We start from the raw sequence: 16,509 nt of genomic DNA on the forward strand, positions 1-16,509 counted from the left end.
ACAAACAAATAAGACTAAAAGCCATAAAAGTCGTTGAATTACACATTAATAAGCTCTTGCACTAATTCCTTCGTAAAAATTCATAAAAGCTCTGTTCACAACTCTGTTTCCTCCCGGAGTTGGATAATCGCCAGTAAAATACCAATCGCCTAAGTTTTTCGGACAAGCTTGGTGTAAATTCGCAACTGTCTGAAAAATTATTTTTACTTCTGCTTTTATATCATTAGGATTTAATAATTCAGCAATTTTATCTGAAATCTCTTGATCGGTGAAAGGCGCATAAATTTCGGTTACATAATTTATGACTTCACTATCTTTCAAATTTTCTTGCGCTTTACATTTTTCATAAACGGTTTCAACAATATGATATAGATTTCGTTCTTTTAATAATTTAAGAGCTGCCTGAAAAGCAATTAATCCTTCCAAACGTGCCATATCAATTCCATAACAATCAGGAAAACGAATTTGTGGCGCAGAAGAGACAACGACTATTCTTTTAGGATTTAGTCTGTCCATCATTTTTAAAATACTTTTCTTTAGTGTGGTGCCTCGTACAATACTATCGTCAATAATTACCAAATTATCTGTTGGTTTGATAACGCCATAGGTTACATCATATACATGCGCTACTAAATCATCTCGACTACTATCTTCAGTAATAAAAGTTCTAAGTTTAACGTCTTTAATCGCAATTTTTTCAGTTCTAATTTTAACCGAAAGAATTTCTTCCAATTTTTCTTTGGTTAATGTTTTGCGATTAGTAAGAATGAATTGGTTTTTTCTTTGATTCAAAAAATCATTGGCCGCTTCTACCATTCCATAAAAAGAAGTTTCAGCCGTATTTGGAATAAAAGAGAAAACAGAATTGTCAGTATCATTATCAATAGCTTTTAAAACAGCTGGAAGAATTAATTTACCTAATTTCTTTCTTTCTTGATAAATTTCGGCATCGCTTCCTCGTGAAAAATAAATTCGTTCAAACGAACAAGCTTTTTTTATAGTTGGCGTAATGATTTCCTCTAAAGTGGCAATTCCATTTTTTTTGATAATCAAGGCATTACCTGCCGGAAGTTCTTGTACTTTTTCAAATGGAACATTAAAAACTGTTTGAATAACGGGTCTTTCTGATGCAACGACTACAATTTCATCATCTTCATAAAAATAAGCAGGACGAATTCCAGCAGGATCACGAAACACAAATGCGTCTCCATGACCTAATAATCCAGCCATTGCATAACCACCATCCCAGCCACGGGAAGCTCTTTTTAATATTTTGGCAATGTCTAATTTAGCAGCTATAACTGGAGAAGCTTCTCGCTTGGATAAACCATTATTTTTACATTCTTGGTACAAATCGGTCACTTCATCATCAAGAAAATGACCAATTTTTTCCATAACCGTTACCGTATCTGCTAATTCTTTTGGGTGCTGACCTAATTCTACCAAACTTTCAAAAAGTTCTTTTACATTGGTCATGTTGAAGTTTCCAGCAATAATTAAGTTACGATGCATCCAATTGTTTTGACGCAAAAAAGGATGAACGCTTTCAATGCTATTTTTACCAAATGTTCCGTATCGAACATGTCCTAAAAATAATTCCCCTAAATAGGGTATATTCTCTTTTTGAAGTTTAACATCTTCTTGGTATTCAGGATGCAAGGATAATTCTTCGTTTATTCTGCTATTTATTTGTGCAAAAATGTCTTGAATTGGTTGTGCATCGTTAGACCTAATTCGACTTATGTATCTTTCACCTGGCTCTACATCAAGTTTGATTGAAGCAAAGCCAGCACCATCTTGACCGCGATTGTGTTGTTTCTCCATCAAGAGATACATTTTTTGAATTCCGTAGAAAGCTGAACCGTATTTTTCTTTGTAAAATTCTAACGGCTTCTTTAATCGTAAAAGTGCAATTCCACATTCGTGTTTGATTGCGTCACTCATTGTGTTGTAGTTTAGTTGTGTTGTTTCGTTTTTTTAACACATAGAAACATAGACTTTTATTTATCTCTTTTTAATAAGCTTCGCTTTACATAATAAAATACATAGCTATTTGAAAAAGAAACTTTCTATGCTATTTTTATTATAGAATACAAAACTTATGTTTCTATGTGTTTAATTTTATTTTTCAAATAAAAAATGCCCCGAAAATTCGAGGCATAAAGTTATTATAATTCTATATCAAAATGTGTTAATGCTTTGAATTGTTTTAATCTTTCTTGCACTTCTTCTTTTTTGAGCGATTCCATTCTTTCAGTTCCAAATTTTTCTACACAAAATGAAGCTAGATTTGAACCGTGAATAATGGCATTTTTCATTGTGTTAAAAGAAACATCGCCTTGTTGAGCAATAAATCCTGAAAAACCTCCTGCAAAAGTATCGCCGGCACCTGTTGGATCAAAAACATCTGCTAATGGTAATGCTGGCGCAAAGAAAATATGTTCATTATGAAAAATTAACGCACCGTGTTCTCCTTTTTTTATTACAACATATTTTGGTCCCATCGTATGAATTTTAGCAGCAGCTTTCACCAGAGAATATTCTCCCGAAAGTTGGCGCGCTTCTTCATCATTGATGGTAATTACATCAACGCGTTTTATTACGTCTAACAATTCTGTTAATGCACAATCCATCCAAAAATTCATTGTGTCAAGAACTACTAATTTTGGCGTTGTCGTCATTTGATTTAAAACACCTGACTGAACTAATGGATGCAAGTTTCCTAACATTACTACTTCGGCGTTTTTAAAATCTTGCGGAACAACTGGATTAAAATCGGCAAGAACGTTTAATTCTGTTGCCAAAGTATCTCTTGAGTTCATATCATTGTGATACTTTCCACTCCAAAAAAATGTTTTTCCACCTTTTACAATTTCGATTCCAGAGATGTCAATATTTCTTTCGGTTAGTAAATCTAAATATTCTTGAGGAAAATCTTCTCCAACTACTGAAACAATTCCAGATTTTACATTAAAATGAGAAGCTGAAAGTCCGATAAAGGTAGCAGCACCACCCAAAATTTTGTCTGTTTTTCCAAATGGCGTTTCGATAGCATCAAAAGCAACTGTTCCTACTATTAATAGTTTGTTCATTGTAAGTATTTCAAATTAAAGGCGCAAAGATAAGTTATAGTTTAGAAGTTTAAAAGTTTATGGGTTTAAAAGTTTATGAGTTTAAAAGTTTAGAAGTTTTGATCCTATTTTTAAATAAAAAAGAGGCTTTTTTCGAGCCTCTTCTTTTTTACATCTTCATCAACCAATTCTTAAACGAAACTTCATTTTCTATAATGTCTTTCAGTTCCGAAATGGCAACTCTATCTTGTTTCATGGAATCTCTGTGACGTATGGTAACGGTTTGATCTTCTAGTGTTTGATGATCAACGGTTATACAAAACGGTGTTCCTAATGCATCTTGACGGCGGTAACGTCTTCCGACAGCGTCTTTTTCATCATAAGCTACATTGAAATTCCATTTTAAATCTTCTATTATTGTACGAGCCACTTCTGGCAAACCATCTTTTTTAACCAATGGTAAAATGGCCGCTTTTGTTGGCGCTAAAACCGATGGTAATTGTAAAACTGTTCTTGTTGAACCATCTTCAAGCGTTTCTTCTTTTAATGAATTAGAGAAAACAGCTAAAAACATTCTATCCAAACCAACAGAAGTTTCTACTACATAAGGCGTGTAGTTGGCATTGGTTTCGGTATCAAAATACTGCAGTTTTTTACCCGAAAATTCTTCGTGTGCTTTCAAGTCGAAATCAGTTCTTGAGTGAATGCCTTCTAATTCTTTGAAACCAAATGGAAAATTGAATTCGATATCAGCAGCTGCATTGGCATAGTGTGCTAATTTTTCGTGATCGTGAAAACGGTAATTTTCTTTTCCTAAACCTAATGACAAATGCCAGTTTAAACGAGTAGTTTTCCAATACTCATACCATTTCATTTCTTCGCCTGGTTTTACAAAAAATTGCATTTCCATTTGTTCAAATTCACGCATACGGAAAATAAATTGTCTTGCCACAATCTCATTTCTAAAAGCTTTACCTGTTTGTGCAATACCAAAAGGAATTTTCATTCTTCCCGATTTTTGAACATTCAAGAAATTCACAAAAATTCCTTGTGCCGTTTCTGGACGCAAGTATAAATCCATTGCGCTTTCTGCAGAAGCACCCAATTTTGTTCCAAACATTAGGTTGAATTGCTTTACATCTGTCCAATTGCGTGAACCACTTTCTGGACAAGCAATTTCTAACTCTTCGATTAATGTTTTTACATCTTCTAAATCGCCATTCCCTAGTGATTTACCCATTCGTTCTAAGATTTCTCTTTCTTTAGAAAGGTATTCCATCACACGCGGATTGGTTGTTTTGTATTGTTCTTCGTCAAAAGAAGCACCAAAACGCTCACGGGCTTTTTCGATTTCTTTTTTGGCTTTCAGGTTTAATTTTTCGGCATAATCCTCAATTAAAACATCGGCTCTATATCTTTTTTTAGAATCTTTGTTGTCTATCAATGGATCATTAAACGCGTCAACGTGTCCTGATGCTTTCCAAGTAGTTGGATGCATTAAGATAGCTGCGTCAATTCCCACAATGTTTTCGTGCATTTGCACCATTGCTTTCCACCAATATTCACGGATGTTTTTCTTAAGTTCAACACCGTTTTGTGCGTAATCATAAACCGCACTTAATCCGTCGTAAATTTCGCTTGACGGAAAAATATATCCGTACTCTTTTGCGTGCGAAACTACATTCTTAAATAAATCTTCTTGTTTTGCCATAATGGTGCAAAAATATAAAAAGTGAACTTAAAAAATAACTTTATTGTAAATTGAATCAATCAATTTTATACATTTATACTTTCAAAACTATTTTTTCATGTTTGAGAGTCTTGTAAATCTCTTTTTTCCCAAGGTTTGTATGGGTTGTAATTCATTTTTGTTACATAATGAAATTACAATTTGTACGGTTTGTCGTCACGATATCCCATTAACCAATCATCATTTGAACGAAGAAAACGAGGCAAAAATGAAATTTTACGGGAAAATTCCAGTCGAATTTGTCGCTACTTTCCTTTATTTCAACAAAAAAGGAATTGTTCAAGAACTCATTCACAACCTAAAATATAGAGGTCATCAAGAAATAGGAACCGCACTCGGAAGTTGGTTTGTAGAAGATTTGAAAAACAATAAAATCATACAAACAGTTGATGAGGTAATACCTGTTCCGTTACATAAAAAACGACTCAAAAATCGCGGTTACAACCAAGTGACTACTTTTGCTAAGACAATTTCAGAAAATTTTGGAATAGATTGTAATGATGAAATATTAAGCCGAAATATCTATTCAACCACACAAGTTTATAAAAACCTTTTGGGAAGAACTTCGGTTTCGTCAGCAACTTTTGGAGTTACATTTACTGAAAAAAACCATAACAAACATTTTCTTTTAGTTGACGATGTTTTAACAACAGGCGCAACACTAGAAGCTTGTGCTAGAGAACTTCTAAAAATTCCTGGTGCAAAAGTTAGCATTGTTTGTATGGCAATGTCACATTGAAAAACCTTAAATGTTATTAAATATCTAAAACGCAAACGTTGTAGTTTTATTGATTTTTTACACTTTTAAGAAAATAATTACGTTTTTTTCTTGTTTAAGTTCTTTTTTTTTTATAATGTTTGTTGTTGGAATTCCGTTAACCAATTTTTAACAGTTAGTTTATCTAACAAAATATCCAACGCAATATGAAAAAATTAAATTTATCAATTTTATTGTTTATGCTTATTACTGTTAATTCATTTTCCCAACTACTAACTACTAATCAAAGAGCACCAAATCGAATGGTTCCGGGCCCAGTGAAAGGTGTTTTTATACCGCCTCCAACATCTAATGCTTCTCCACTTTCTTGTGTTGTTGATGGTGTTACAATTACAACAAGTGGGTCTTATGATACGGGTTATTACACACCAAATTCCAATATTAATTGTATACCTGATGGAGCATATTTGGGATATGGGGATTGGACTGGTGCATTTGACCCAAATGGATTTGTAATATATACATTTAGTCAGCCTGTATTAAGTGTTCGTGTTGGTTATAGTGCAATTGATAGTCAATCAGTAAGCACATACACTGATAGTGGTATAATAACAATAAACGGAATTAGTCCAATACAATTATCTTCGCTATGTGGTGTTAGTGCTATTGGAAATGTTTTAACTTGTAATTTACCTTTAGATACTACCGGCGATGTTGGATTGACTGTAAGTTCAGCTACACCATTTACATCAATTACAATAACAAATACTAGCGGTAATTCAGGTTGGGTCACTAGTAACCCATGCAATTTTATTATTTATCCTTCTCCAACCATAGTAAACTGCCCAAAAATTTCAATGGGAGAAATGTGTTACAGAGCTAGTGGCCCACCTAATAATAGTCCTTTTTCAGTATTCAACACTACAACTAATGGTTCGTTTAATAGTTCTTGTGTTGCAGCCACTATAAATGGAGTGCCTTTTACAAACGCTAATGTTACTATTGAGCCAATTACACCGATGCCTTTTGGTTGTACATTTAACCCTAATGGAACTATAAACATTCCTAATGGAACTAATCCGTTTAGTGCTAGTATTTATTATCGTTTTCGATCGATAGCTAATCCTGCTATCTTTTCTGAAACCTATAGAGCCGATTTTGGTATTAATAATAGAATTACAACGGCTAATTATAACATATCACTTACAGCAGCGAATCCTGTATATAATGGCTCTACTAATATTTTGACGTCTTGTTCTAGACAAAATAATATAGGTGGTTTTTGCGTCAATGATGGAGCAAGTGCGACTAACGTAACTTTTTCAGATACAACCTCGCCACCTAATCTATACTGGACTATTAATACAGCGGGTAATGTAGTTTTACGCCCAGGAGTTGTAATAACGAATACGGTTCCACCTTTGCCTCAAACTACACATGAGTTGACATATAATATGTGTATTACTGGTTCAACTGTTTGGTGCAATACAGGCAAAGTTGTAATAACCTATGGCTATCCTATGAATAAGCCTGCTACTAATTCTAATAATCTTGAGAAAGCAGTGATTGCACCCAATCCATCGAGTGATGGAATATTTAGCATTTTGTTTGATACTATAGTAAAAGTTGTTACCATAGAAGTGTATAATAACATAGGACAAAAAATGTATGAAGCACAAACTGAAGGTACAAATGAACATTTATTAGTTGTAGATAGATTGCCAAAAGGCACATATGTACTTAAACTAAAAGATGGTAATCAAGCTATTACTAAAAATATTGTAAAACAATAAAAATTAATTTTGCCCTTGTTGTTAAATAATCAACAAGGGCATTTAAAAAATTAGAAGCAATGAAAAAGCTATTATTTTTTATGATTTTGGTGCCATTGTTTGTAAATGCTCAAATTATCAATATACCTGATGCAAATTTTAAGACATGCTTATTAGATGCATCTCCTATTTTGGGTTATCATGTGGCAAAAAACAGTAATGGAGATTGGGTTAGTATTGATACTAATAGTAATAATGAGATAGAACAGAATGAAGCTCTTGCTATATATGAACTTTATATTAATTCTGGCTATGATGTTAGTAACTTAACTGGTTTACATTTTTTTGTAAATCTAATTAATTTGGGGGCGTCATATCAGCCCTCTTTAACATCTATAAACTTATCTACATTGATAAACCTTAAAGGCTTTGACGTTACATACTCAGGTTTGACACAACTAGATGTATCAGGACTAACTCAGCTTGAAGTTTTGATATGTTATAATAATCAATTTACCAATATTATATTTGGCGATAATTATTCTTTAAAAGATATGAATGTTAGCAATAATTATCTTACTAGCCTTAATGTTAGAAATTTAGAGGCATTAGAATATTTATCTTGCTCAAATAATTTATTACAAAATTTATATTTGAATGGATTGCAAAATTTGGAAAATGTATATTGTCCGAATAATCAACTTACCTCGTTATTGTTAGACAATTTACCACAATTATCTGTATTACAATGTCAAAACAACCAAATTACTGAGCTAAATTTTGACAATCTACCTGTTTTAAACATTGTTGTTTGCCATCATAACCAATTAACGACATTAGATTTTTCGTTAGCACCATCGCTTTATTTGTTTGGTTGTAGTCATAACAATCTAACCTCAATTAATTTAAAAAATGGACTCACACAATTGTATTATTCCCAGCCTAATTTAAGTTGGGGTAATAATCCAAACCTAAGTTATATCTGTGCAGACGCAGATGAAATCCCACCTATTCAAGATTTTCTATATGCTTGTCAAATAGGGCAAGCTGTAACTATAACTTCCAATTGTGGTTTGGCTACATCTGGTAATGAGAATACTGAAAACGTTTCAACTTTCCCCAATCCAAACAATGGTACTTTCTCTATTTCAAATCTCGAAAAAGAGAGTTTTATAGAAATTTATGATGTTTTGGGTAAAAAAGTGCATGAACAAATCATCAATAATAATCAAGTTGTCAATATACAAAAGGTTTCTAAAGGCATTTATTTTGCAAAAATAAAATCGGGTGATAAAGTTTATAAAACTGAGAAAATTGTTGTGGAGTAATTAATTCTTCGGGACATTAATATAAGTGTCAAAGTAACCACATTCGCGAATAACTTCTTGGGACTATTTGGGGTTTAAATATCATTTTTTTTGGGTTTTTAACCAATAAAAGCTTGGGAATTAATTTGCTAATTTTATCCAATTCCGTTGCGCTTGAATTGATATTTAGGAATAATTTTGGTTTTCTAAATGATTTTTTATCGAGGTAATTGCTTCAATACGAAATTATCTCGTCATTAAATCGACCGTTGTGAGTAGGTTCAAATCCTGAAAATGATTGACAAAAAAATAAACACTTTTTAGCAACTTATGACACTAATAAAAAAAAACAACCCTGTCCCAAAAAAGAGTATCAAAAGATTGGTTTTGACCTTAAAGTTTCTATAATTTATCATCTTACAAACGGTCATATTTGTTTAATTATGTAGCCAAATTGCATGGGGATTTCTCACTCATTTATTACCTATTGGATAAAAAAATTACATCATCCGAATTGAAAGAATTTGAAAATAATGATCCAACAATAAAAAGAAAGGATTTGCTTTTCTTGTTTTTTTGCAAAAAAGGAAGAATAGTTAAAAATAGGAGAAAGCCAATTTTTTTTAAAAAAATGATAAAGGATTTTCTAGTCTAAAATCACATAAAAATATTTGTTAATTACTAGTAATAATAAGCAAATGTATTTCTAGATTTCTTAACTAACAAATAATGAATTTTCAATGCAATTTATTTTCTTAAAGCAGTTTTTTATTATAATTTAAATTGTTAAACTTTAGTTTTTCAATAGCATAAAATTAAATGTTTCAAAAAAAAATGTATAACTTTCTTTATCTAGAAATGTTGGAAATTGAATATATAGCACCCTAAAAAAGAAAAGTTTCAACTATATTAAAGTAAAGAACAATTTTAACATAAATAACTGTTTTACAGTATTTTAAAAAAAATATTTACCTTTTGAATTTCGGTAAATATAAAAGATGTTTCACAAAATGATATTGTTTTTTATATAAATTTATACTTTTTAAAAAACTATTGTACTTTAATGTATAACCTCTAAACCAATTTTATTAATTATGAATAAAAACTATGTTTTCAAAAACTCTAAAAGTCTGTCACAAGGTTTGCCAGCTTTTATGAAATGTTATTCGAAAATTTGTTGTTTAATTGTTGCGCTCTTTAGTGTTGCAAGTTTGAATGCTCAAACAACAATTATCAATCCGGCAACAGATGGAGGATTTAATTTAGGTTCAACATTCGCAGCTAATGGCTGGACTGTTGCAAATCAAGGAACAAGCTCTGTTAAATGGGCTGTTGGATCGGCTGCTTCAGGAACGACTTCGGTTGGTTCAGTTACATCCGCCTCAGCATCAGTTACTTTAACGGCTTCAAACCCTAGCATTACTGTTGGTCAAATTGTGTATGGTTCAGGAATCCCTGCTAACACTTTTGTATCAGCAATAGCTGGAACAGCCTTAACATTATCACAACCAGCTACTCTTTCAGCTGCTACTGTTACATTAGGTTTTGGTAAATCATCAGGAGGTATTAGTGTTGGAACTACTCAAGTAACAAGCGCAACAGCTATTACTGCTGGTTCGTTCACTATTGCTTTACTTGCTGCTAATCCAAACATATCAGTAGGTATGTTAATAACTCCAAATGCTTTTATTGGGGCTAATACATATGTTGCTAGTATTAATGGTACAGTATTAGGGTTGTCAAACCCAACAACTGCTTCCGCTGCTGGAAGTCAAAATTTAATTTTTTCAGCAACGTCATCAGCAATTTCTGGTAATGCAGCTTATGTATCAAACGATAATGGAGCTTCCAACTCGTATGCTGGATATCCAACTACAAGAACGGTTTATTTTTATAAAGATATAACCACTATTCCTGCTAACGAAACAGCAATGACCTTAACATTTGATGTAAAATCGGCTCCAGCTTCTGGTGGTGGATGGCAAGTATTTGTTGCGCCAACATCGCAGACGGTTACAGGAACAGATACTCAAGTGACTTTACCTTTTAATTATGGAGTTTCTTGGCCAGGCGCAACGTTGATTTCTTTCAACTCAAACCCTCAAGTTGCAACTACAAAGACTACAGCATTTATACCTAAATCATTTGCAGGAACTTCTTTCCGATTGATTTTTGTTTGGACTAACGGTACTGGCGCAGGAACACTTTCTCCAGCAGCTATTGATAATATTTCACTTGTTTCGAGAATTCCAGAAGAAATTACTTCAGCACAATCAGGACTTTGGTCTCAATCAAGCACTTGGGATGGTGGAAAAGTGCCAACTCATGCTGATACTGTAGTTTTAGATAGTAATGCAGAAAGTGTGATTATTGATTCAAGATATTCAGGTTGTGAAGATTTAATTCTCCTTGAAACCAATACTTTAGTACAATTTGCTATAAGTACAGTTGTTGATGAATTTACAGTTTACAATGATTTAAACATTGCCGGAAGTGGTGCACGATTCAATAATCATGATGGTACCAATGGAAAACACCTCAAATTAGGTCATAATTTAGATGTAGGAGTTGGAGCTCGATTTGATTCTAATTTTGGTAGTGGTGCTTTTCAAGGTAGATTAACTTTAAATGGTACAACGGTGCAAAATATAACGGTTGATCCTGCTGGTTTTTTAGGAGGTTCACTTATACAACCTCAAGGAGCGGTAAGTACAGGTGCCAATCAAATAGGTGTGCTTAATCAATTAGAGGTTAATAATTCGGCAACTGCCGCTTCAAACGTGGTTTGGAATGTGCCAGTAACCCGAATAAAATCGAATTTAATTTTTACAAATGCTAGAGTAAATGTTACGACAGGAAATCGTTTTGTAATTGGTAACTTTAGTAATTTAGGACAAGGTTCTTTAGTGTGTAATACTGGATCAGGATTTACAAATGGTTTAGTTTCTAAATGGCTTTTGAGTGGAGATACTTATACTGTTAATCCAGGTACGCAATATCCAGGATTACATAATAACAACAATCCTTATAGATTCCCATTTATTAGTCCTTCTGGTGCTGATAGAACTTTTTATGTATTGCCTGACGGTAATGCTTCTCTAGCAGGTGAAATAGCGGTTTTATATACAGATGCAACTACGGTAACTTCTGGTTTGTCAATTCCAGATGGAAGTTATAGTATAAGTAATAGATTTAATGGAAATTACACGATTTCTACACCAGAATCTAGTGCGACAACTACGTCTAGAGTGTTTACTCCAAATGCTACCACTACTACGTTCCGTATTGGTGCTTATTTGAATGGTGCTTTTGAAGCATTAGATGGTTCTACTCGTTTTATGAATCAAACTGCAGCTTTGGCAGGAACACATCAAGATGGAACCAATACACCTTTTGTATTTAGAAGAGGACTTTCTTTAGCTCAATTAACAGCTGCCCCTATTTATGTAGGGATAAAAAGTTCAAGCATAGTTGATACTAGTACGGCTATTGTTTCTGCAGGTTCAGGAGATTGGAATACAGCAGCTACTTGGGTAGGTGGTGTGGTTCCTGGTTGTACGAATTCAGTTTCAATTGCTTCTGGACATACGGTAACTGTTACATCAACTGCAAATGCTGCCAATCTTTTAATTGCAACAGGCGGAACTTTAGTAAACAATTCAGCAGCTAATAATATGACTGTAGGTTGTACTAATAATAATGCTGCTTTTAACAACAATGGTACACATACAATGACATCAGGAAAGTTGTTTGTAAACGGAGCTGTGGCACATAAAGCAGGAAGTTTCTTTAATCAAACAGGTGGAGAAGTTATAGTAGATAGTAATAATAATGGAGATGTTGCTACTTCAGTTGCTTTTGGTGGTACTTCATTCAAATTAGAGACTTCTAACTTAAATTTAACTAATGGAAAAATTACTATTGTAGATCCATTAGTAAATATTGAAACGCCAATATCAGCAACATCAATTGAAAATTACAGTTTAACTACAGAAGGAGCCGCAGGTGTTTTTGTTAAAGCAACGACAAATCTTCTTACTACCAATAGTTTTACAACAAGCAATTCGGGTGGAAATCTTATAGCTGTGGGTCAAGTAGTAACAGGTCATCCAAATATTCCTGCTGGAACAACTGTTTTGAGTACATCATTAAATTTCGCAGGAACTATTAATACAGTGACACTTTCACAAAATGTTGCCGGTAATGTGCCATCAGGAACTAATTTGAATTTTTCGTCCATGTTAAACGGAAATACTTCTATTGTGCTTCAAAATGCACCTGGAAATGCTAACTTAGCTGTGGGTCAAGTGGTATCTGGAAATGGTATTCAAGCAGGCACAACAATAGCAAGTATTGCTAATGAATTTTCAGCTCCAACGAGATCAAGAATTGTATTGTCTTTACCTGTGTCTGGTTTGGCTACTTCTCCAATTACTGCTCCTGAAACATTAAGTTTTTCTGCTGTAAATGCGGGTTCTCCCATTACAGTTTTAACAGCTGCAAACCCAAGTATTCAAATTGGTATGCCTGTTTCAGGAGCTGGTATTAAACCGGGAACTATTGTGGCAAATATTTCGGGTGCCGTTTTGACATTGTCAGAACCTGTTCAAGCAGGCGCGCCTTCGCCATTAGTAATGTCTTTTTATACATTCTTAACACAATCTAGTGGTTCATTTATCTACGCATCACCTAATCATTATGCAACAGGTTTAAATCATACGTTACAAATTGGGGATGGGGTTTCAACACAAAACACTTCAATTGTTACCAATGGATTCAACTGTCAGTTTCAAGCGGGTGGTGGATTATTATCATTAGGAAATCTAACTGTTGATGCTCCTAATGGTGCTGAACGATTCATGAATGTGAGTAGTAATAACGTAAATAGTGGTACTGTTCCGGCTGGATATAATTTTAATGTTCAAAATAATTTTACAATCACTGCCGGCAGTGTTTTCAATAAAGTTTTAGGAAATGCACCTGTATATGTTGGTGGTAATATTGTAAATAATGGAACCTTAAATATGCCTCGTGGAGGAAATTTATATTTAGGTAATATTATCAATGGGGCTTTAGTGCCATCTGCAATTCCACAAACTATTTCAGGTTCAGGAACTTATTTAGCTAATTTATACAATTTGAATGGTAGCAATTTATATAACGCTCATTCAGTAGGAAGTTTGACAGTTAATAACACAAGTGCTGCGGGTGTAACAATTGGAGTTCCAAACTTTAGAGTTAATGGTGTTTCTTTAACTAATGGTATTGTGCATACCACTGCTACAAATACTATATATTGTGGTGCTCCTGATGTTTTGAATACAGCTCAGACTAATGGTACAATTGGTTTTAGTCCTACTGTAGTAGGTAGTGCAACATGTCATATTAATGGACCTATCGTTCATGCTAATAAAGCAGATGCAAATAACACGCAAAACAGATTATTTCCAGTAGGTAAAAACGGTAAATATTTGCCAATTTCAATTGCTTCAACAGGTGGAGTAGAATTGATGGTAGAAGCTTTTGATACTAATACAGGAACTACATCTGCAAATGCTTCAGGATTAAGTGCTAATAGATGGAAAGTAACAAGAGTGGGAACATTAGGTGACTTCACAGGATATAATGTTCGTTTGGGTTCTTTAACTACTCCAGTTACAGATTCTAATCTGATAGTTCATGCTGCAACAGAAAATGGTGTGTATGATATTGTTTCTTCGCCTATATCTACAATGACCTATGATGCAGCGCATTTTTCAATTCCTAACCTTCCAACAATTGCATTAACAACTGCTCAAACTGGAGGTTTATTAGGTAATTTTTCTTACTCTAATGGTGCTGGTTGTTCAGGCACACCTGCTCCAACTGCAGTTGCTTCAACCACAACATTATGTTTAGGTCAACCAACTACATTAAGCTTAACAGGATTGACAGGTGCTGATTTTACATATCAATGGCAAATGAATTCAGGTTCTGGCTTTGAAAACATTGCATTAGCTACTAATGCTACTTATGTTGCTAACCCAACTGCAAATACTTCTTACCAGTGTATAGTAACTTGTTCTTCTGTTTCAGGCACTTCAAATGCTGTTGCTATTACTGTTTCACAATCTACTGCTGTAACAACGGGAGTAACAATTTGTGAGGCTGGAGTTGCTAATTTAGCAGCAACAGGAGGTTCTACTTTGAATTGGTATAGTGCTGCTACAGGTGGTTCATTATTAACTACTGGTACTACTTATGCACCCACTGTAGCTTCGACTACTACTTATTATGTAGCTTCTGCTAGTACATCTGCAGGGTCTGTAAATACAGGAGTATGGGCTGGAACTAATGCTTCGAGTGCTTTGTTTAAAGGAATTGCTTTTGATGTAACAAATCAAACAAAATTAAAAACGGTTACTGTGTATCCTAAAAATACAGCTTCACGTACACCAATTACAATTAGTTTATTTGATTCTACAGGGAATATTGTTACTGGAACTACCCCTGTAACTTTCATGCCAACATTAAATACAGGAACTTTAGGGACTGTTTCTCAAGTAGTAACATTGGATTATATCATTCCTATTGGTACGGGTTATAGATTAGTTGCTTCTGATGGTTTAGTAGCAACTACTAATACACTAGGAAACAGTACAGCGGCTATTGTATATCCAACAATTGGAGCAATTAGATTGTTAGGAAACGTTTCTGCACTTAATGATGTGATTCTTACTGCGGCTAATACAACTAACTGTTTTCATAATTTAACTTTTGACGAAACATGTGAGTCTGTTACAAGAACACCTGTTACTGCAACTGTAGGAAGTAATACTACTTCAACAGAAACAATTACTGCATGTGATACTTATACATGGGCTTCTAATGGAACAACATATACTGCCTCAGGCACCTATACAAATGTAACTACGAATGCTTCAGGTTGTGTTGATACAGCTACTTTAGAGTTAACTATTAACAGTAGTAGTTCGTCTACATTGGATATTACTTCGTTTACACCATATACATGGTCTGAAAATGGAACAACATATTCTGCTTCAGGTACCTATACAAATGTAACAACAAACGCTGCTGGGTGCCCAAATACTGCTACATTAAACTTAACTATTTCTGTAGGTACATTTACAACCCAAGTGATTTCTCCAACTTGTGGTTCAACTTTAGCAACACCTAATTCTCTTGTAGGTGTTAGAAATTTCCCAGTAAGTAGTAATGTAACTGCCTATAGATTTAAGGCTGTAGGACCAAGCGGCGAATTGACTGTAGTAAAAACTACTCCTCATTTCCAATTTTCACAATTAGTAGGATGGCAATATAACACAACTTACACTGTTTCTTGTGAACTACAAGTTGGGGGTGTTTGGTTAGGATACTACGGACCAACATGTTTAATATCTACACCAAATATTGTAGCAGCTGGACTTTCTCAAATAGTTTCTCCAGCTTGTAATACTGTAGTAAGACCAAATACTACAATTGCTACAACAAGTTTAAATGGTGTTACTGGATATTTATTCAGAGTAACAAATACTACTCCAAGCTATGCTGGTGCTAATGCAGTTCAAACAGAAGAGAGAACATCTCATTGGTTTAGACTAAATATGTTAGATGAGTATGTTTATGGTTCTACATACACTGTAGAAGTGGCAGTTAAAACTTCAGGAACTTATGGTGCTTTTGGACCAGCTTGTACGTTTAGTACAACTACTCCAGTTATTGCACAATGTGCTACTACAGTTAATGCAGGTAGTTTGATTTCATCAACATCTTTAGGTGGCGTAACACAATATAGCTATATAGTTACAAATCTTTCAGATGACAGTGTTCAGACAATTACTAGAACTATGCCTCATTTCCCTACAAGTTTGATAACAGGTTATTCTTCAAC

The 16,509-nt window shown here is 33.9% G+C and carries 6 protein-coding genes and 1 pseudogene; 4 read left to right on the plus strand and 3 right to left on the minus strand.

The genetic code is table 11. The features are described from left to right. Positions 1 to 45 precede the first annotated feature (45 nt). From ACIQ66_RS09710 to ACIQ66_RS09720, 3 genes are all read right to left on the minus strand, one after another. Complete coding sequence (locus ACIQ66_RS09710) at positions 46 to 1,944, minus strand: amidophosphoribosyltransferase (protein ID WP_396212607.1); 1,899 nt, start codon at positions 1,942 to 1,944, stop codon at positions 46 to 48. Positions 1,945 to 2,168: 224 nt separating this feature from the next. Continuing rightward, positions 2,169 to 3,092 (minus strand): PfkB family carbohydrate kinase, encoded by a 924-nt coding sequence (locus tag ACIQ66_RS09715; RefSeq protein WP_396212608.1) that lies wholly within the window; start codon positions 3,090 to 3,092, stop codon positions 2,169 to 2,171. A gap of 148 nt (positions 3,093 to 3,240) precedes the next feature. Next, positions 3,241 to 4,782, minus strand: a complete 1,542-nt coding sequence (locus tag ACIQ66_RS09720) for a glycine--tRNA ligase (RefSeq protein WP_396212609.1) — start codon at positions 4,780 to 4,782, stop codon at positions 3,241 to 3,243. A 97-nt stretch (positions 4,783 to 4,879) separates the two neighbouring features. Here ACIQ66_RS09720 and ACIQ66_RS09725 point away from each other — a divergent pair, with 97 nt between their 5' ends. The 4 genes and pseudogenes from ACIQ66_RS09725 to ACIQ66_RS09740 all read left to right on the plus strand — a co-directional run. After that, entirely contained in the window at positions 4,880 to 5,560 is a 681-nt protein-coding gene (locus ACIQ66_RS09725) for a ComF family protein (RefSeq protein ID WP_396212610.1), read from the plus strand. Positions 5,561 to 5,745: 185 nt separating this feature from the next. Further along, complete coding sequence (locus ACIQ66_RS09730; RefSeq protein WP_396212611.1) at positions 5,746 to 7,332, plus strand: T9SS type A sorting domain-containing protein; 1,587 nt, start codon at positions 5,746 to 5,748, stop codon at positions 7,330 to 7,332. Positions 7,333 to 7,391: 59 nt separating this feature from the next. Continuing rightward, on the plus strand, positions 7,392 to 8,639 hold the full coding sequence (locus tag ACIQ66_RS09735; protein ID WP_396212612.1) for a T9SS type A sorting domain-containing protein: 1,248 nt from the start codon (positions 7,392 to 7,394) through the stop codon (positions 8,637 to 8,639). Positions 8,640 to 9,712: 1,073 nt separating this feature from the next. Continuing rightward, positions 9,713 to 16,509: pseudogene (locus ACIQ66_RS09740) on the plus strand (hypothetical protein); the annotation flags it as partial.

This window comes from Flavobacterium sp., from assembly GCF_044377315.1.
GTDB lineage: Bacteria > Bacteroidota > Bacteroidia > Flavobacteriales > Flavobacteriaceae > Flavobacterium.